The sequence below is a fragment of the Pseudomonas sp. FME51 genome (genome assembly GCF_014897305.1).
The window spans coordinates 318,850-336,397 of sequence record NZ_JABUYN010000005.1; the positions used below are offsets into that span (position 1 = coordinate 318,850).

General features: G+C 59.3%; 21 protein-coding genes. 5 read left to right on the forward strand and 16 right to left on the reverse strand.

All coding sequences use genetic code 11. The features are described 5' to 3' along the window. Position 1 precedes the first annotated feature (1 nt). The 10 genes from INT39_RS11605 to ffh all read right to left on the reverse strand — a co-directional run bounded on the left by INT39_RS11605 (position 2) and on the right by ffh (position 7,855). Positions 2–835, reverse strand: a complete 834-nt coding sequence (locus INT39_RS11605) for a TlpA disulfide reductase family protein (RefSeq protein ID WP_193074067.1) — start codon at positions 833–835, stop codon at positions 2–4. Next, complete coding sequence (locus tag INT39_RS11610) at positions 832–1,005, reverse strand: hypothetical protein (protein ID WP_226944714.1); 174 nt, start codon at positions 1,003–1,005, stop codon at positions 832–834. The genes INT39_RS11605 and INT39_RS11610 overlap by 4 nt, the downstream gene beginning before the upstream one ends. Positions 1,006–1,104: 99 nt before the next feature. Next, positions 1,105–2,148 (reverse strand): c-type cytochrome, encoded by a 1,044-nt coding sequence (locus INT39_RS11615; RefSeq protein WP_226944715.1) that lies wholly within the window; start codon positions 2,146–2,148, stop codon positions 1,105–1,107. An 11-nt stretch (positions 2,149–2,159) separates the two neighbouring features. Beyond that, positions 2,160–2,825, reverse strand: a complete 666-nt coding sequence (locus INT39_RS11620; protein WP_193074068.1) for a c-type cytochrome — start codon at positions 2,823–2,825, stop codon at positions 2,160–2,162. A gap of 180 nt (positions 2,826–3,005) precedes the next feature. Beyond that, on the reverse strand, positions 3,006–4,247 hold the full coding sequence (locus INT39_RS11625; protein WP_193074069.1) for an MFS transporter: 1,242 nt from the start codon (positions 4,245–4,247) through the stop codon (positions 3,006–3,008). A 112-nt stretch (positions 4,248–4,359) separates the two neighbouring features. Continuing rightward, positions 4,360–4,707 (reverse strand): 50S ribosomal protein L19, encoded by a 348-nt coding sequence (gene rplS, locus INT39_RS11630; RefSeq protein WP_090271776.1) that lies wholly within the window; start codon positions 4,705–4,707, stop codon positions 4,360–4,362. Between the two features lie 31 nt (positions 4,708–4,738). Continuing rightward, positions 4,739–5,488 (reverse strand): tRNA (guanosine(37)-N1)-methyltransferase TrmD, encoded by a 750-nt coding sequence (gene trmD, locus INT39_RS11635; protein WP_193074070.1) that lies wholly within the window; start codon positions 5,486–5,488, stop codon positions 4,739–4,741. Between the two features lie 3 nt (positions 5,489–5,491). Then, entirely contained in the window at positions 5,492–6,034 is a 543-nt protein-coding gene (gene rimM / locus INT39_RS11640; RefSeq protein ID WP_193074071.1) for a ribosome maturation factor RimM, read from the reverse strand. Position 6,035: 1 nt separating this feature from the next. After that, a complete protein-coding gene (rpsP, locus tag INT39_RS11645; RefSeq protein ID WP_090271773.1) occupies positions 6,036–6,284 on the reverse strand; it encodes a 30S ribosomal protein S16 in 249 nt (82 codons plus the stop codon). 173 nt (positions 6,285–6,457) lie between these two features. Continuing rightward, positions 6,458–7,855 (reverse strand): signal recognition particle protein, encoded by a 1,398-nt coding sequence (gene ffh / locus INT39_RS11650; protein ID WP_193074072.1) that lies wholly within the window; start codon positions 7,853–7,855, stop codon positions 6,458–6,460. Positions 7,856–8,011: 156 nt separating this feature from the next. Between ffh and INT39_RS11655 the strand changes: the two genes are divergently transcribed. Beyond that, entirely contained in the window at positions 8,012–8,812 is an 801-nt protein-coding gene (locus INT39_RS11655; RefSeq protein WP_193074073.1) for an inner membrane protein YpjD, read from the forward strand. Positions 8,813–8,847: 35 nt separating this feature from the next. Next, positions 8,848–10,131: an HlyC/CorC family transporter gene (locus tag INT39_RS11660; RefSeq protein ID WP_193074074.1), complete on the forward strand. Its 1,284-nt coding sequence runs from the start codon at positions 8,848–8,850 to the stop codon at positions 10,129–10,131. A 53-nt stretch (positions 10,132–10,184) separates the two neighbouring features. Here the strand turns inward: INT39_RS11660 and purT are convergent, their stop codons facing one another. From purT to INT39_RS11680, 4 genes are read right to left on the reverse strand one after another with little or no spacing between them, the layout of a single operon-like run. Further along, positions 10,185–11,366 carry a formate-dependent phosphoribosylglycinamide formyltransferase gene (gene purT / locus INT39_RS11665; RefSeq protein ID WP_193074075.1) on the reverse strand — a complete coding sequence of 394 codons (1,182 nt, stop codon included), beginning with the start codon at positions 11,364–11,366 and terminating at the stop codon, positions 10,185–10,187. A gap of 5 nt (positions 11,367–11,371) precedes the next feature. Beyond that, positions 11,372–11,581 carry a DUF1289 domain-containing protein gene (locus tag INT39_RS11670; protein ID WP_193074076.1) on the reverse strand — a complete coding sequence of 70 codons (210 nt, stop codon included), beginning with the start codon at positions 11,579–11,581 and terminating at the stop codon, positions 11,372–11,374. Further along, positions 11,581–12,105 carry a gamma carbonic anhydrase family protein gene (locus INT39_RS11675; protein ID WP_193074077.1) on the reverse strand — a complete coding sequence of 175 codons (525 nt, stop codon included), beginning with the start codon at positions 12,103–12,105 and terminating at the stop codon, positions 11,581–11,583. Before INT39_RS11675 ends, INT39_RS11670 begins: the two co-directional genes overlap by 1 nt. After that, positions 12,105–12,713 carry an NUDIX hydrolase gene (locus tag INT39_RS11680; protein ID WP_193074143.1) on the reverse strand — a complete coding sequence of 203 codons (609 nt, stop codon included), beginning with the start codon at positions 12,711–12,713 and terminating at the stop codon, positions 12,105–12,107. Before INT39_RS11680 ends, INT39_RS11675 begins: the two co-directional genes overlap by 1 nt. A 183-nt stretch (positions 12,714–12,896) precedes the next feature. Here INT39_RS11680 and INT39_RS11685 point away from each other — a divergent pair, with 183 nt between their 5' ends. The 3 genes from INT39_RS11685 (at position 12,897) to INT39_RS11695 (ending at position 15,049) form a co-directional block, all read left to right on the forward strand. Then, on the forward strand, positions 12,897–13,454 hold the full coding sequence (locus INT39_RS11685; protein WP_193074078.1) for an NUDIX hydrolase: 558 nt from the start codon (positions 12,897–12,899) through the stop codon (positions 13,452–13,454). Further along, a complete protein-coding gene (locus tag INT39_RS11690) occupies positions 13,451–13,939 on the forward strand; it encodes a L,D-transpeptidase family protein (protein WP_193074079.1) in 489 nt (162 codons plus the stop codon). Before INT39_RS11685 ends, INT39_RS11690 begins: the two co-directional genes overlap by 4 nt. 102 nt (positions 13,940–14,041) lie before the next feature. Further along, positions 14,042–15,049 carry a cytochrome-c peroxidase gene (locus INT39_RS11695; protein WP_193074080.1) on the forward strand — a complete coding sequence of 336 codons (1,008 nt, stop codon included), beginning with the start codon at positions 14,042–14,044 and terminating at the stop codon, positions 15,047–15,049. Positions 15,050–15,105: 56 nt separating this feature from the next. On the opposite strand, the gene INT39_RS11700 is transcribed toward INT39_RS11695, so the two are convergent. Together INT39_RS11700 and INT39_RS11705 are read right to left on the reverse strand one after the other, a co-directional pair. Continuing rightward, positions 15,106–15,417, reverse strand: coding sequence for a YqfO family protein (locus tag INT39_RS11700; RefSeq protein ID WP_193074081.1), 312 nt, complete (start codon positions 15,415–15,417; stop codon positions 15,106–15,108). A gap of 71 nt (positions 15,418–15,488) precedes the next feature. Then, positions 15,489–17,534: a TonB-dependent receptor gene (locus INT39_RS11705; RefSeq protein ID WP_193074082.1), complete on the reverse strand. Its 2,046-nt coding sequence runs from the start codon at positions 17,532–17,534 to the stop codon at positions 15,489–15,491. Between the last annotated feature and the right edge of the window lie 14 nt (positions 17,535–17,548).

Here is a 17,548-nt window from a genome sequence, read left to right on the forward strand (position 1 = left end):
ATTACTCCTCGTCTGTGGCGGGTTGAGCGGATTGCCCGAAATGGCGCGACATATTGCTCTTGAAACTGGCCATGGTGAGTTCGCCCATATGCGAATCCACCAACAGGCCTTCGGCATCGAAAAACAAGGTGGTGGGTAAAGCCCGCGCATCCACTGCGTGCATGGTTCGGGAAAAGGGATCGAGCAATACATCACTCAGGGTCAGGCTCTGGCTCTCAAGAAAGGCCTGCGCCTGCTGAGCGCTTTCTCCCTGGTTGATCATGACAATGGCCACCTCCGGGAACGCTGCCTGCGCCTGCTCGAATACCGGCATTTCCCGGCGACAGGGCGGACACCAGGTGGCCCAGAGATTCACCACGGTTGGACGCCCTTGATAGGACAGTAACGAAATGGGCTGCTCTTCCAGTGTCGCCAAATGCAGATCCGGCAGGGGCGGCGAATGATGCAGTAACCCAACCACCATACCGACCAAGAACCACGCCGCGACGCCGGTCACCACCCCCGCCAGAACCGGCCGGCGCAGCCGCTGTGAGGCACGGGTCCGCCACCAGACAAACGCGAGCGCTGCCAACACCCCCACCCACCATGAGAAACCGCCGTCGCCGATGGCGAGCATCGACATTGGCGCAGCGAAATAGTCTTCCCACCATTGAGCGATATAGCCCAGCCTGGCGGCGATCAGCCCCCAGAACACCGCATCGAACAGCACGGCGCCGGCCAGCTTATGAGAAACATCTGACATACGCTTGGCAACCGCGCGAGTCATCAACCAGGCGAGCAATATGGCGATGAAGACGCCAACGACGCTGAAGGAGAACGGACCGACACTCATCATGGTGTACCTGCTGCATTCAGACGATCGAGAAATTCACTCGTGTTGACCTCGCCTACCATACGCAGGTCGCGGCGCTCGTTGCCATCGGGCCCCACTAGAATCAGCGTCGGTGGCCCCATGACGCCCCAGTGTTTGAGCAGGGTCTGATCAGTTGCGTCGTTGAGCGTCACGTCTGGACGCAGGATCTGCATGCGTGCCAGGCGCTGCGCCTACCAGCATGAATACCGACCACAACCCAACAAGGACTGCCCCGGTGCGCAAGGTCCATATCAGTCGAAGGTACGGCCGCGCAGTACATCAGGCTTGAGAAAATCCTTGCGGCCGACGTTGTCGTGATCGCCCAGCAGCCGGCCTTCCACTTCCTGGCCGTACAAGGTGTGTTTATGGAAGGTGTCGCCGTACAACTCCAGGGTTTCTTTCACATCACCGGTGTAGCGCGGGTCTTGCGGGCGCTCCTGCGAGTCGATGAATTGGGCCAGATCCCAGGCCTGTTGATCGGTCAGGGTATTGGGTTGACCCAGCGGCATGTTGTGCTTGATAAAACCTGCCAGTGTGAACACGCGGCTGATGCCGGCACCCCAGTTGTAGGAGTTATCGCCCCATAGTGGCGGAAAGACCACGTCATCACGCACGCTCAAGCCGCCGCCATCATTGGCATGGCATATCGAGCACTGCGCTTCATAGGCGGCCTTGCCGCGCTGGTAGTCCGGTGCTTCAGCGGGCTCGGCAACCCGTGGATAGCCACGCCCATATATGTTGGCGTCCGCCAGGTACATAGGCACGCCCTTGGCCAGCCATTGATGATAGGCACTGAGCGCAAGCATTTCGTCACTGCCATAGGCCGGCGGTTTGCCGTTCATGGAGTAGGTGAAACAGCCGGCGATGCGCTCCTCCAGATTGTTGACGTGATCATTCTTCGGCCGGTAGTTCGGCAGGGTGACCGCCGCCGGCCAGATCGGCCCGGCAAACGGCAAGCGCCCGGCTCCCATATGGCAACTGTCGCAGTTCATATCGTTGAATACATATTGATCACGGTACTGCTGGGTATTGGTGAAGATGTCATAGCCGCGCCGAATGACCCGCTTCAATTCCGGATGCAGGGACGACGCTTCCAGATCAGCCATTGTGGGTGGGATATGCACAAAACTGTCAGCGCCTGGTGCGGGGGCATCTGGCGCCATGGTCGCGAGGATGCCTAGGCTCTCCTCAGACAACTGAGCCTGTGCCAGGGATAGGTGACCCACCAGAATGCAGCCCAGCGTAGCCAATAGGTACCGACGTAACCGAGACACCAACGGAGTTGAATTGATCATGGGTATTTCCTCTACTGGGCGGCGGCTGGCTGAAGGGAAAGCCAGGCAGCGACTGCATTGACGTCCTCAGTGCTCATCCGTGCGGCGATGGTGGCCATCAGCTCCTGAGCATCATTGTCGCGGTGGCCTTGTTGCCACCCCAGCAACTGGTCTCGTATATAGCCAAAATGCTGTCCAGCGATCGCCGGGAATACCGTACCGACCCCGAGGTTATCCGGGCCATGACAGCTTGAGCAAGGCACTATGTATTGATCCCAGTCTCCTACCGTGGCCAGTTGTTTGCCGCGTTCGAGCTGCTCCGCAGAATAGCTTTCAGTATCTTCCGGCTGCCCACTGGTAGTGGCCGGCAAGCTGGCGAACCAGGCGGAAATATGGACGATTTTCTCGTCATCAAGCATCTGGGCAAACGCCTCCATGCTTGGGTTGCGGCGCTTGCCGGTCTTGAAGTCCTGCATCTGTTTGGTTAAATAATCCGCATCCAGCCCGGCCAGTCGCGGCCAGGACTCTCCATCCGGAATATTCTGCCCACTGCCATCGGCCTTGTGGCAGGTCTCGCACAGCCCCGCCGCTGCCTTGCCCTGCGCTGGGTCAGGCGTTGTCGGCGCAGCGGATACACCCAGCGAAAACAGCAGCAAACAGGCACTCAAGCCTGCCCCGCGAAGATGATTTTTATTCATGAAAAACTCCTCAAGTTACCCCTACGGCAACATAGCGGCAGTTACATCCTGTCGCGACCTGTCTCAATCGCGTGCGCTTATAGCATAGTCCGATTAAGCGAAACTAAAGCCGCTCTCAATGTTGACGGCAAGCTGACGGCCCGGTAATCCTTGGCCTAAGATGGCTCTTTTGGGCGACACTCAGCCGGTGTTTTCCTCCATAGCGCTGGTAACAGCGCTCTTGCGTATCGCCACGGCCAGCGCGACCACCGCCAACGCCAGCGGAACGAATGACACCCACAGAACTGTGCTCCAACCATAGGCAGACAGCAGGCCGCCCGAGGCAAACGAGCCGATGGCCATCAGTCCGAAAACGATAAAATCATTGAGCGACTGAACGGAGGTCTTTTCTTCAGGGCGATGGCATTCCAGAACCAGTGCGGATGCGCCGAGAAAGCCGAAATTCCAGCCCAGACCGAGCAGGGTCAACGACCACCAGAAATGCATGACATCCATCCCGCCCAGCCCCACGGCTGCCGACACGCCAGTCAACACCAGACCTGCCGTCGCTATGCGTGCTGCGCCGAAACGGCCAATCAGGTGACCGGTGAAGAAACTCGGCGCGTACATGGCAATGACGTGCCATTGCAATCCCAGGTTGGCTGAAGCTTGCGAGTGACCATGCATATGCATGGCCAGCGGCGCTGCGGTCATCAGGAAGTTCATCAGCATATAAGACACGGCGCCGCAGATGACTGCAGCGACAAAGCGCGGCTGGCGTACGATCATCGTCAAAGGTCGGCCACCGGCGATGTCCTGCGCCGTCGGCATCGGCAAGCGCACCCCCAGCAGGATCACGGCTGACCCGGCGGCAACCGCAGCCTGGACCAGGAAAGTGGCAGCGAATACGTAGGCAGGCCACAGATCCATGGTCCAAGTCACCAGCTGCGGGCCCACTATCCCGGCGGCAACCCCGCCCGCCATTACCAGTGATAACGCTCGTGCCCGCCGCTTCGGTTCTACCCCGTCGGCAGCAGCAAAACGAAAAGACAGCACTACTGCTGCATAGCTTCCGCCAAAGAAGGTCGCCAGACAGAACAACCAGAACCAGCCCATGATGACCGCCATCATCGCCAACAGGCCGGCGAGCGCCCCTGCCCCGGTTCCTGCCAGAAAGGCCGCGCGACGTCCTTTCCGCCGAGTAAGCGCCCCCACCGGCAGGATGCAGGCAGCCATGCCAACCACGAAAATGGAGATGGGCAGGGTCGCCAGCATCGGAGAAGGAGCCAGCATATCGCCGACGATGGCGCCGGTAGCGTAGACCACCACCGAGTTGGCACCCGCCAGTGCCTGGGCAACGGACAGGCGCCAGATATTGCCCCGCTGAATCTGCTCCGGGAAGATCGCGGAGGCGTTTTCTGCAGAATCGTTGTTGTTTGTCACTTGAATGAATCCTCAGCGTGGCACGCTCAACAGCCAAATGAATAAAACATGAATAGCAGACAACAAAAAACCGCCCGAAGGCGGTTTTTTGTTTCCAAGATAAAACGTCCTATCAGGACAGTTTTTCCTTGATACGTGCTGCCTTGCCGGACAGGGCGCGCAGGTAATACAGCTTGGCCTTGCGAACGTCGCCGCGACGCTTGACGGTAACACTGTCAACTACCGGAGAGAAGGTCTGGAAGGTACGCTCGACGCCAACACCGCTGGAGATTTTACGAACGGTGAACGCGGAGTTCAGACCCCGGTTACGCTTACCGATAACCACGCCTTCGAAGGCCTGCAGACGCTGACGCTCGCCTTCCTTCACTCGTACCTGGACAATTACAGTGTCACCCGGTGCGAACGGAGTGATTTCACGGGTCATTTGCTCTGCTTCGAGCTGGGCAATAATGTTAGACATTTCTAAAGCTCCTACAAGCCGCCGGACTTGCTTAATGGTTATCGGTTTCCTGCTCGCGGATAAATTCCGCCAGCAGTTTCTGCTGTTCTTTGCTCAAGGTCAGCTCTTCGAGCAGTTCCGGGCGACGTTGCCAGGTTCTACCCAAGGATTGCTTGAGGCGCCAGCGCCGGATCAATGCATGATTACCACTGAGCAGCACCTCCGGTACGCGCTGCCCTGCAAACTCTTCCGGCCGGGTGTAATGCGGACAATCCAGCCACCCTTCCGAAAACGAATCTTCTGCCGCTGAATCAGCGTGCCCAAGCACACCGGGGATCAGTCGGCTTACCGCATCCAAGAGCACCATGGCTCCCAGTTCACCGCCGGACAGCACGTAATCGCCGATGGATATTTCCTCATCGACGCACGTCTCGACAATGCGTTCGTCGATGCCCTCATAGCGGCCACACAGCAGGACAAGACTGTCCAGTTGGGCCAATTCCTCGGCCCGGCGCTGTGTCAGCGGCTTACCCTGGGGAGAGAGATAGATCACCCGGGGTCTGGAGGGTGCCTTCTGCCGGATCGCCTCTATGGCTTCCAGCAACGGCTCGACCTTCATCAGCATGCCCGGACCACCACCAAAGGGTCGATCATCGACCGTGCGATGGCGGTCATGGGCATGCTCACGGGGGCTACTGAACTCGACTGTCAGCTGGCCCCGCTTAACGGCCCTGCCGGTCACTCCGTGCTCGGTCAACGCCGTGAACATCTCGGGAAACAGGGTTACTACACCGGCCCACACCGGTCAGAACTCCGGATCCCAATCGACCTGCATGACACCTTCAGCCAGGTCGATGTGCTTTACGTACAGGTCCGGCAGATACGGCAGCAGCCGCTCACGCTGATCCAGACTGCCCGCACAGGGCTTTACCACCATGACATCGTTGGAGCCGGTTTCCAGCAGGTGGTCGATACGACCGAGCAGTTGACCCTCAAGGGTCACTACCTGCAGACCTTCCAACTGATACCAGTAAAAATCACCGTCATCCAACGCCGGCAATTCAGCACGCGGCACGCAGATTTCCCAATCCTTGAGTTCAAGTGCCTGATCCCGGTCACTCAGCCCCTTGAGCTGAACCACCAGAACACGACCTTGAATGCGCCCCGTGACGACAGACACATGACGCTGCACATCACCCTTGCGGAGAGTCCACTCGGGATAGTCCAGCACATTGTCCAGCGGGTCGGTGTGTGAATACACCTTCACCGCTCCGCGTATGCCATGAACCGATACGATTTTGCCGAGGACCACCAAAGGCGATCCAACCGGCTCAGGCTGGCATGTCATATCAGGCAGAAGCCTGAGCTTCCTTGATCAGATTGGCTACGCGATCAGAAGGCTGTGCGCCCTGGCTCAGCCAGTAGCTTACGCGATCCTGGTCTACGGACAGACGGGGCTCGCTGCCAGCAGCAACCGGGTTGAAGAAGCCTACGCGCTCGATAAAGCGGCTATCACGGGCATTGCGGCTGTTGGCAACAGTCAGATGATAAAAAGGGCGCTTCTTGGAGCCACCACGAGCAAGACGAATGGTTACCATGTGGACATCATTTCCTGTATTTGAATAAGACTCACAAATTCATTACGAGCATATAGCTCGAAAGGTCGCGTATTCTACGGAATATCGCGAACAAATGAAACTCTTTTGTACTCCGGCCCGCTGGCGAGCCGGTTAACCTCACAACGCAAGGAATCCGCGCAGAGGCAAAGCCGTCAGAATCGCGGCATTCCGCCGCCCGGTGGCAGCATTCCACCGCCGCCTCCGCCCATGCCACCCATACCGCGCATGAGCTTGGCCATACCACCCTTGCCACTGACCTTCTTCATCATCTTCTGCATCTGCTTGTGCTGCTTGATCACCCGCCCGATATCCTGGATCTGGGTGCCCGAGCCGGCAGCAATGCGGCGCTTGCGCGAACCACTGATGACATCCGGGTTACGGCGCTCGCCCGGCGTCATCGAGTTGATGATGGCTTCCATCTGTTTGAACTGTTTCTCGGCCTGGGTCTGAGCGGTTTCCATCTGCGCCGGATTGACCTTGCCCATCATCGGCAGTTTATCCATCAACGAACCCAGCCCACCCATGCCGCGCATCTGCTGCAGCTGGTCACGGAAGTCTTCCAGGTCAAAACCCTTGCCCTTCTTGAGCTTGTTGGCCAGCTTCTCGGCCTTGTCCTTGTCCAGCTTCTGCTCGGCCTGCTCGATCAGGCTGAGCACGTCACCCATGCCGAGAATGCGCGAAGCAATCCGGTCCGGATGGAAGGGCTCAAGGGCATCGATCTTCTCGCCGACACCGAGGAACTTGATCGGCTTGCCGGTAATATGCCGTACCGACAACGCTGCGCCACCACGGGCGTCACCGTCGACCTTGGTCAGGATGACCCCGGTCAGCGGCAGCGCCTCGTTGAATGCCTGCGCGGTATTGGCGGCATCCTGACCGGTCATGGCGTCGACCACGAACAGCGTCTCGGCGGGCTTGGCCGCCGCGTGCACTGCCTTGATCTCGTCCATCATGTCGGCGTCGATATGCAGTCGACCAGCGGTATCGATGATCAGTACATCCATGAAGCGGTTCTTCGCTTCGCGGATGGCTGCCTCAACGATGGCGACCGGTTTCTGACTGAGATCGGACGGAAAGAAGTTGACATCAACTTCTGCAGCCAGCGTTTCCAGCTGCTTGATGGCCGCCGGACGGTAAACGTCGGCACTGACCACCATCACTTTCTTCTTCTGGCGCTCACGCAGGGTCTTGGCCAACTTGGCCACACTGGTGGTCTTACCCGCACCCTGCAGACCGGCCATCAGGATGACTGCCGGCGGTGTCACCGCCAGGTTCAGCCCTTCGGCCTGGCCCATGACCGCTTCCAGCTCGGCCTTGATGATCTTGACGAACACCTGCCCTGGCGACAGGCTACGGGACACTTCCTGTCCCACGGCGCGATCACGCACCTGATCGACGAAGGTCTTGACCACCGGCAAAGCGACATCGGCCTCGAGCAACGCCATGCGCACTTCGCGCAACGTGTCCTTGATATTCTCTTCGGTCAGCTTGGCGCGGCCGGTGACCCCAGCCAGACTGGCCGATAGGCGTTCGGTAAGATTTTCAAACATCGACGAATTCTCCTTTGCCCCGCGTACCCCATGACGGGTTGAGGCGTACTGGCCGGCAAGTATACATTGGGGTTTGTATGGATGCAGCAAGCGCTTTATCCTCAACGCGGCTTGTGCGACACTTCGACTTTATTGATAAGCATTTTTCAGGGACGTATGACAGCTCCGATATTCAGCCTGCTTGCTGCTGCGTTTTATCTCGGCGGCACGCTTTACCAGATACGCTGCCTGATGCGGCGGCGTAGCGCCAGCCCCAACCTGTTGCGCGCCATTGGCGTGGTCGCCCTGCTCAGCCATGCGGGGAGCCTCTACGTCCAGATGGTCACCGCCGACGGGTTATCGTTCGGCTTCTTTCATGTTTCTTCATTGATCGCCTGGTTGGTACTGGCGGTCATTCTGATGTTCAGTTTGCGCGCACCGGTTACCAGCCTGTTGATCGTACTGTTTCCGCTGGCATTGATTACCGATGTGCTTGCCTGGCTGTTTCCAGGCCACGGCGCGGCGCTCATTCCCGGCAAATCCGCCGTGCTGGTGCATGTACTGCTGTCGATCCTGGCCTACGGCATTCTGACCATTGCCGCATTCCAGGCAGCTCTGCTGGCAGTTCAGAACAACCAGCTCAAACACCGCAACCCGGTCCGATTCAACCGCACCTTTCCGCCGCTGCAGACCATGGAAGCCCTGCTCTTCCAGTTCCTGCTGTGTGGTGAGGTGCTGCTGACACTGGCATTGATTTCCGGCTTCATTTTCCTGGACAACATGTTCGCGCAGAATGTGGCACACAAGACGCTGCTTTCCTGTCTGGCGTGGGTAGTCTTCGGTATTCTGCTGTGGGGTCGGCATTTCCGGGGTTGGCGTGGCAGCTACGCTATCCGCTGGACGCTGGGCGGCTTCTTGCTACTGATGCTGGCTTTTTTCGGCAGCAAGATGGTCAGCGAATTCATTCTGCCGATATGATGGCGGCACTCACCAACCCCATACCGAGGTAACCCTTGAGTGACACAAGTACCGGCGCTCTATTACTGATACTGGTTGTACTCATCGCCCTCTCGGCGTTCTTCTCCAGCTCGGAAACGAGCATGATGAGTCTCAATCGCTATCGCCTGAAACACCTCAGCAAGAAGGGCCATCGCGGCGCCCAACGCGCTGAAGACCTGCTCGGCCGTCCCGATCGTCTGCTCGGCACCATCCTGGTTGGCAATAACATTGTCAACATCCTCGCCGCCTCTATCGCCAGCGTTATCGCAGTGCAATTATGGGGCGATGCCGGTATTGCCATTTCCACCATCCTGCTGACCATCATCATTCTCATCTTCGGTGAAATCACACCTAAAACGCTGGCGGCGCTGCGCCCGGAAATGATCGCCTTTCGCGTCGCCATCATCCTCAGCCTGCTCCAGCGGGTGTTATATCCGGTTGTGTGGCTGTGCGGCACTGTGAGCAACGGGCTGCTGCGGTTGCTCGGGGTGAACCCGAAGAGCAATCAGAACGGCCAGCTCAGCGCCGAGGAGCTGCGCACCGTAGTCAACGAGGGCACCCTGGGCATCACGCGCAAGCGTCAGAATATGCTGTTGAGCATCCTCGACCTGGAAAAAATGACCGTCAACGACATCATGGTGCCGCGCAACGAGGCCTACGGCATTGACCTGGATGACGACATGTCGGTCATTCTCGACCAGCTGCGCACCAGCCACCACACTCGACTGCCGATATTTCGCGGGGATATCAACAATGTCACCGGCCTGGTGCACATGCGCATCATCGCCCGCTTGCTGAGTCGCGACGAACTGACCAAGGAGAGCCTGATCGCCTCCAGCAAAGACCCTTATTTCATCCCGGAAAACACACCGCTGCATACTCAGCTGCTGAACTTCCAGAAGCACAAGCGGCGCATCGGTTTCGTGGTGGATGAATATGGCGATGTGATCGGGCTGGTCACCCTCGAGGACATTCTGGAAGAGATCGTCGGCGAGTTCACCACCGACCTGCTGCCGGCCAACCATGACATCCATCCCCAGACGGATGGCAGTTATGTCATCGACGGCAGCGTCGCCCTGCGGGCAATCAACCGTCAATTGCTGTGGAAGCTGCCCGAGGATGGTCCCAAAACGCTGAATGGCCTGATCACTGAACGTCTGGAAAACATCCCAGACAACAGCGTGGGCCTGAGCATCGGCCAATACCGTCTTGAGATCCTCCAGATCAAGGACAACATGATCAAGAGTGTCCGGATCTGGCACGTTGAGCCACGGCGGAAGGAAAGACCGGAAGCCTGAGAGTGATAAAACTCTCCAGGCTGGGTATCTGGTTTGGAAGGTAGCTATTGCTTCTACAGCTCGACCTTCACCGCCTCCGCCGCCCGCCGCGCCCGGGCTCGCGCCGACTCGATATCTTCATCCCGCGCCAACGCCACACCCATGCGCCGCAACCCGTCCACGCCGGGCTTGCCAAACAGTCGCAGCTGGGTATCCGGCTCGCCGAGTGCCTGCTGCAGATTGCCGAAGCTGACCGCCTCCGAACGGCCTTCCGCCATGATCACCGCCGAAGCTGATGGACCGACCTGACGAATCTGCGGGATCGGCAGACCGAGAATGGCTCGGGCATGCAGCGCGAACTCGGAAAGGTCCTGGGAAATCAGCGTTACCAGACCCGTATCATGTGGTCGCGGCGACACCTCGTTGAACCACACCTGATCGCCCTTGATGAACAGTTCAACACCGAACACACCGCGTCCACCCAGCGCATCGGTGATACTGCGCGCCACCTGCTGGGCCTGTGCCAGCGCCTGTGCACTCATCTGCTGCGGCTGCCAGGATTCACGGTAGTCGCCCGCTTCCTGGCGATGGCCGATGGGGGCGCAAAAGCTGGTACCACCACTATGGCGCACGGTCAGCAAGGTGATCTCGTAATCGAAATCGACAAAACCTTCAACGATCACCCGCCCCACGCCAGCGCGACCACCGGACTGGGCATACTCCCAAGCCGCTTCGATATCACCCTTGCCGCGCAACAGGCTCTGGCCTTTGCCCGACGAACTCATCACCGGCTTGACCACACAGGGTAAGCCGATCTCTGCGACCGCCGCCAGATAATCCGCATGCCCATCGGCGAATCGATAGGGCGAGGTCGGCAGTTGCAACTCTTCGCTGGCCAGCCGGCGAATGCCTTCCCGGTCCATGGTCAGCTGCGCCGCGCGGGCGGTGGGGATGACGTTGTAACCTTCGCCCTCCAGTTCCACCAGCGCGGCCGTGGCGATGGCCTCGATCTCCGGCACGATATACGCCGGCTGTTCCAGCTCGATAACCTGACGCAGCGCCGCTGCATCCAGCATGTTGATCACATGGCTGCGGTGCGCGACCTGCATGGCCGGTGCATTGGCGTAGCGATCAACCGCGATGACTTCACAGCCCAAACGCTGCAGTTCAATGGCCACTTCCTTGCCCAGCTCACCTGAGCCAAGCAGTAATACACGGGTCGCATTCCCGGTCAGTGGTGTTCCTATACGGGGCATGCCGACTATCCTTTCACAGTTCCGATATTCATCCAGACGCCCTGCTCGCGCGCCCGGCTTTCACAAAGATGCATGATCTCCCGGCGACGCTCATTGCTGGCGCGCCCCCACTCGGTGATCTCCGCGCCGCTGCGCTGGCAGCCGGTACAGATATCCTGCTCATCCAGACAACAAATGTGTACGCAGGGGGATCTTACCGGCAGGTCCGCGCTCATCAGTCGTCCTGCGGCCGCAATTCGCGGCGGTAGCGCTCGGCGTTATGCACATAGTGCGCGGCGCCAGCGGCCACGGCCTGTTGCTGCTGCTCGGTCAACTGGCGCACCACTTTGCCAGGCGAGCCCATGACCAGAGAACCGTCGGGAATGTCCTTACCCTCGGGGACCAGCGCATTAGCGCCAATAATGCAGTTGCGGCCGATCTTTGCGCCATTCAGTACCACGGCATTGATGCCGATCAGGCTGTAATCTCCAACGGTGCAGCCATGCAGCATGGCGTTGTGGCCGACCGTGACACCCTTGCCCAGGGTCAGCGGTGCACCTGGATCGGTATGCATCACGGCGCCGTCCTGCACGTTGCTGTTCTCGCCGATCAGGATCAGCTCGTTGTCACCGCGCAGCACCGCATTGAACCAGACGCTGGCGCCCGCCTCCAGACGCACCTTGCCAATAACGGTCGCCGTCTCGGCAATCCAGGCATCATCGGCCATTTCCACACGGTCATCGCCCAGTCTGTATTTCATCACTCTTCCTCAATCCGGATTGGTCCATTGAAGGGGGTACGCAACGGGATACGGGCATCGAATGCCACGTTCATCAGATCCACCAGAATCAGCGCCGTCAGTCCCCATATCTTGAAACCTTCATAACGGTAGCTGGGTACATACCAGCTGCGGCCTTCATAATCGATGCGATGGGTCATCTCCCGATTGTCGCCGAGAAAAAAACTGACCGGCACGCGGAAGACTTCCTGAATTTCGCTCTCATTCGGGCGCAGGTCGAATACGTCCGGCACGATGCCGACATAGGGGGTGACCTTGATGCCGAAGCGCGACACCAGACTGCCCAGCGGGCCGACCACTTCGACCAGGTCCGGCAACAAACCGATCTCCTCATGGGCTTCACGCAGCGCGGTGAAAGCAAGATCGACATCACCGGGATCACGCCGACCACCGGGCAATGCCACTTCGCCCGAGTGAGTTGAAAGGCTGTTGGAGCGCAAGGTGAGAATGATTTCCGGCTCGTTATCCACACAGGTGACGGGCACCAGCACACCGGCTTCCGGCAGGCCGGCCGTTTCAACCAATCGCGGGCGATACTCCGGAATCCGCGCGCGCACTTTGTCCAGCATGCAACCTACCTCGTTGTTTTTCCCAATCATGTCATGATCATCATCACCGAGCCAGAATCTCCCGGCCACTGCCGGACACTGAATAGTACCCTATACCCGTTACGCAGCGATGATTCCCCCCTTTACCGATCGCTCATTGCACAGCAAGATTAACCATAGCCTTCAACCGGAGCATCGGGCGCCATGAAATTCTGCAGTCACTGTGCACAACCGATCGTCGAGCGTATTCCGGAGGGTGACACCCGTCCGCGTTACGTTTGCGAACACTGTCAGATCATCCACTATCAGAATCCGCGTATCGTCGCCGGCTGCCTGGTTACCCAAGAGCGCCACGTGTTGCTCTGCCGCCGAGCCATCGAGCCCCGCCATGGTTTCTGGACGCTTCCCGCAGGCTTCATGGAAAACGGCGAGACCACCGAGCAGGCAGCGCTGCGGGAAACCTGGGAAGAGGCTCGGGCCAGAGTCCTGCAACAGCAGCTATACATGCTGTTCAACCTGCCGCACATCAACCAGGTGTATATATTCTTCCGCGGGCAGCTGGCCGATATGGCTTTCGCCGCTGGGGAAGAAAGCCTGGAAGTCAGACTGTTCAGCGAAGCTGAAATTCCCTGGGATCAGTTGGCGTTCCCAACCATCGGCAAGACCCTGCGGCAGTATTTCCAGGATTATCCGACCCAGCACTTCCCAGTGCGCATGTCTGATATTGTCTGGCCACGCAAACCCGGCAACCTCAGCCAATGAGTCGCCTGCTGGCGGTCTTGCTGCTCGGTCTGTTTGCCATCAACTGCCTGGCCGAATCCCCAACTATCGACAAACTGCTGATCCACAAGCAGGAGCGCCGGCTGGACGTGATCAGCGATGGCCAGGTGATCCGTCAATACCGTGTCGCACTGGGCAAACAGCCGCTCGGCCACAAGCAGGAGCGTGGCGACAACCGTACCCCGGAAGGCATCTACAGTATCGACTGGCGCCACCGCAGTCCCAGCTACAACCTAAGCCTGCATCTGGATTACCCCAACCTCAAGGACCAAACCCAAGCCTGGAAGCGCGGCACCGACCCCGGCAGCATGATCATGATTCACGGTACACCCGTGGATGAGGATTACCCCGAATGGTTCTTCGCGGGGCTCGACTGGACCAACGGCTGTATTGCTCTGGACAATCAGAGCATGCGCGAATTGTGGGACCTGGTGCCGGATCAGACCCTGGTCGAGATCAGACCTTGACCCATATCAACCTTCCTTACACCCAGCTATAGGACAATCAGAGTCAAGAAACATGGCCGCAGAACCATGCTTGTCCACGTCCGTGTAAGGAGCACATTATTCATGAAAACCAAACTGATTTGCCTGGCCATTGCCGCTGGCATCGGCCTGAGCACACAGGTGCATGCTGACCGTCTGGCCAGCGAACTGATCAAGCCCATCGAACCCGCGGTCGTCACCGCACCGGACAAAGTCGAGCTGGGCAAGAAGCTATGGTTCGATCCACGACTGTCCATGTCCGGCTTCATTTCCTGCAACTCCTGCCACAACCTGTCCATGGGCGGTAGCGACAACCTGCCCACCTCGATCGGCCACAACTGGCAGGAAGGCCCGATCAACTCGCCGACCGTGCTGAACTCCAGCCTGTTCGTAGCGCAGTTCTGGGACGGCCGCGCCGCCAACCTGCAGGAGCAGGCCGGTGGTCCGATCGCCAATCCGATGGAAATGGCCTCCAGCCATGTGTTAGCCGTGGATGTGATCAACTCCATTCCGCAGTACCGGGAAGAGTTTGCCAAGGTCTATGGCAGCAAGGAAATCACCATCGACAACATCACCGATGCCATCGCGGTGTTCGAGGAAACGCTGGTCACACCGAATTCGCGTTTCGACCAATGGCTCAAGGGTGACGACGACGCCATTACCCAGCAGGAGCTGGCCGGGTATGAGACCTTCAAATCCATCGGCTGTGTGGCCTGCCACAATGGCCCGGCGGCGGGTGGCACATCATTCCAGCGCATGGGTGTGGTCGAGCCCTACCAGACCAGCAACCCGGCTGAAGGCCGCGTTGCTGTGACCGGCAAGGATGCGGACCGCTTCAGCTTCAAGGTGCCGTCACTGCGTAACGTCGAGCTGACCTATCCCTACTTCCATGATGGGGCCTACTGGTCCCTGGAAGAGGCCACCGACGTGATGGCGCGCCTGCAGTTGGGCCGCGAGTTGCAGGAGCAGGAAATCGACAACGTGGTCGCCTTCCTCAAAACCCTGACCGGTGACCAACCGACTTTCACCATGCCGATCCTGCCACCGTCAACCAACGAGACACCGCGGCCACAGCCGTTCGGCATCAAGTAAGCACAGCAGATCCATGGAGGGCCGATCGCGGCCCTCTATCATCCGACTATGATTGTTCAGATATCCGCCAGACGCCATACGTCATAGGCAGGTTCTTCGTAGGGATGGGCGTGTTTGAGTGCAGCCAGGACGCCGACGATCAGCTCATCCGCGCACACCAGCTCTACCCGATATTCAGCGACCTTCTCCAGCTCTCCGGCCTTGCCGATAAAGGGATTCGCTCCGGGGCCCGGGCGAAACTGCCCCTGCCCCAACACCTGCCAGCAACAATACTCATAATCCCCTATGCGCCCTCCTCCCGCGTCAAACACCGCCTGCTTGACTGATTCAAGATGGGGTTCGGGAACGAAGAAACAGAGTTTGTACATGACGAGGAAGCTCCGGACTGAACACTGGTGGGGTGCAGTGTTGCAGCCCGACGTGCTTTGCTCAATGCCCCTCAGAAGCTGAGACGCATGCCCACCGTCAGATTGCGTCCCGGCAGCAGTACATCATCCTTGATAAAGGAGGTGTGCTGCCGCGCCTTGTCATCCAGCAGGTTGTTGGCCCGGGCATACAGCAGATAGTTCATCCCGCTCTGGCTGTAACCGTGGTAGCTCAACCCAGCGGTGAGCATGGTGTAGGCACCGGTTTCGCTTTCATGGTCGGCAATATCGCTCTGGCGGCGCACGCGGTAGCCTTCCAGCTCGGCATCCACATGGCTGGTCAAACGCTGTTCCAGGCGCACGCCATAACGATCCGCCGGAATACGCGGCAGGTCGCCGCCACCGTCACGCAATTTGCCGCGCACGGTGTCGCCAAACAGCGTCACCTTCAGACTGTCGGTGGCCTGGATACCAAAGCTGCCTTCCAACCCCTGCAGCACGGCATCGTCCTGCTGGTATTCCACCACCCGATAGTGGCCACCCGGATCATATCCGGCGTCCGCGGCGTAGATGAAATCATCCACTTGGTTACGGAAGGCGCTCAGGCTGTAGGTCAGCCGACCGCTGAGCTTGCGCAGGCCGATTTCCATGTTGTAGCCGGTCTCTTCCTTCAGATTGGCATTGCCCTGCTCCACCGTGCGCGTTGCGGCATGCGGGCCCATGGCATACAGCTCTTCGGCGGTCGGCAGGCGTTGCGAGCGTGACAGGTTGGCGAACAGCGCGTAGTCCGGAGCAAAACGCCAGGTGGTGCCCGCCGATAGCGATGTACCGCGGTGGGAGACATCACGTGCGCTGCGTTTTACATCAATATTCTGCCATTCATGACGCAGCCCCCACTCGTAACGCCAGTCGCCCAGCTGCAGCTCCTCCAGCAGAAACAGCGCATGGTTGGCAGTCAGGGTTGCCGGTACGTAGGCCTCTTCACCCAGCGCCGAGAAATCACGCCGCGAAGTTTGCCCGCCGATAACACCGCGCCAGCCGGCGATCGGTTTGTGGGTCAGCTCCAGCCGCGCTTCGCTGCCCTGATTGTCAAACCGGGTGCCCACCTCACTGCCTTCAATCTCCTCATGCTGATAATCGGTATGGGCCATACGCAGCCGGACCCGCTCGAATCCGGCAAACGGATCACGGTACTCGCCGCGCAGATCCCAGCGCTGTTGCTGCATATCGATGAAGGCAGCGCCGTGCTCACTGTCGTGATCATGATCGTCGTGACCATCGTCATGCCCGCCGCAGTGCCAGGTGGGTCCATGGGTATGGCAGTCGGCATGTTCATGGGCCAACAGGCCATACTCCCGGTTCTGCTCGCTGTAGGCGATGCCGATATAACCACGATCACCCACCCAGCTCAGCCCTAGCCCGGCGGCGTCGGACTCGTTGAAGGCGCCGTCCTGCCTGGATGGGCTGCCTGGAATGGAATACGGATCGGCATCTGACTTGCTGCCTTCCAGACGCAGGGCGAACTGCCCGGTACCGGCAGTGATACCGAAGGCACCAGCACGCTCGTCCGCCACGCTGTTACCACGTAACTCAAGATCCGCTTCCACGCCGCGCTCCGGTACGTAGGTCGGCACACGGCGATCGATCAGGTTGACCACCCCACCAATCGCACCGCCGCCATACATCAGCGTGGCCGGACCTTTGATCACTTCCACCTGTTCCAGCAACAGCATGTCGCTGGTAATCGCATGGTCCGGACTGCTGGTAGAGGCATCCATCACATCGACGCCATCACTGAGTACCTTGACCCGGCTGCCTTCCAGCCCCCGAATCACCGGACGTCCGACACCCGGTCCAAAGCCGCTGGAATGAATACCCGGCAGCCCCGACAAAGTGTCCCCCAGGGTCGCCGCCCGGCGTTTGACCAGATCATCACCCTGCAGCACCACGCTGGCCGCACTCATATCCGCCACCTGACTGTTCAACGCCGACGCCCGCACCACCGTATCCGGCAGCGCCGCCGGCTCGCTGGCCGCCAGCAGTGGAGCCGACCATGCCGCCAGTCCCGCCAACCCGGCCAGCGTGATAGCGCCTTTCAACAATTGCCCCGATCTATCCATACTCCCTCCCATGT

Excerpts from the sequence above, each read along its gene's own strand:
- INT39_RS11690 (WP_193074079.1), top strand. The coding sequence starts at position 13,451 with ATGAGTCGCCTGCTGGCGGTCTTGCTGCTCGGTCTGTTTGCCATCAAC.
- INT39_RS11615 (WP_226944715.1), bottom strand. The coding sequence starts at position 2,148 with ATGATCAATTCAACTCCGTTGGTGTCTCGGTTACGTCGGTACCTATTG.
- INT39_RS11655 (WP_193074073.1), top strand. The coding sequence starts at position 8,012 with ATGACAGCTCCGATATTCAGCCTGCTTGCTGCTGCGTTTTATCTCGGC.
- INT39_RS11605 (WP_193074067.1), bottom strand. The coding sequence starts at position 835 with ATGATGAGTGTCGGTCCGTTCTCCTTCAGCGTCGTTGGCGTCTTCATC.
- INT39_RS11705 (WP_193074082.1), bottom strand. The coding sequence starts at position 17,534 with ATGGATAGATCGGGGCAATTGTTGAAAGGCGCTATCACGCTGGCCGGG.
- rplS (WP_090271776.1), bottom strand. The coding sequence starts at position 4,707 with ATGTCTAACATTATTGCCCAGCTCGAAGCAGAGCAAATGACCCGTGAA.
- INT39_RS11685 (WP_193074078.1), top strand. The coding sequence starts at position 12,897 with ATGAAATTCTGCAGTCACTGTGCACAACCGATCGTCGAGCGTATTCCG.
- rimM (WP_193074071.1), bottom strand. The coding sequence starts at position 6,034 with ATGACATGCCAGCCTGAGCCGGTTGGATCGCCTTTGGTGGTCCTCGGC.
- INT39_RS11675 (WP_193074077.1), bottom strand. The coding sequence starts at position 12,105 with ATGAAATACAGACTGGGCGATGACCGTGTGGAAATGGCCGATGATGCC.
- INT39_RS11700 (WP_193074081.1), bottom strand. The coding sequence starts at position 15,417 with ATGTACAAACTCTGTTTCTTCGTTCCCGAACCCCATCTTGAATCAGTC.
- INT39_RS11695 (WP_193074080.1), top strand. The coding sequence starts at position 14,042 with ATGAAAACCAAACTGATTTGCCTGGCCATTGCCGCTGGCATCGGCCTG.
- purT (WP_193074075.1), bottom strand. The coding sequence starts at position 11,366 with ATGCCCCGTATAGGAACACCACTGACCGGGAATGCGACCCGTGTATTA.
- INT39_RS11680 (WP_193074143.1), bottom strand. The coding sequence starts at position 12,713 with ATGCTGGACAAAGTGCGCGCGCGGATTCCGGAGTATCGCCCGCGATTG.
- rpsP (WP_090271773.1), bottom strand. The coding sequence starts at position 6,284 with ATGGTAACCATTCGTCTTGCTCGTGGTGGCTCCAAGAAGCGCCCTTTT.
- INT39_RS11620 (WP_193074068.1), bottom strand. The coding sequence starts at position 2,825 with ATGAATAAAAATCATCTTCGCGGGGCAGGCTTGAGTGCCTGTTTGCTG.
- INT39_RS11670 (WP_193074076.1), bottom strand. The coding sequence starts at position 11,581 with ATGAGCGCGGACCTGCCGGTAAGATCCCCCTGCGTACACATTTGTTGT.
- ffh (WP_193074072.1), bottom strand. The coding sequence starts at position 7,855 with ATGTTTGAAAATCTTACCGAACGCCTATCGGCCAGTCTGGCTGGGGTC.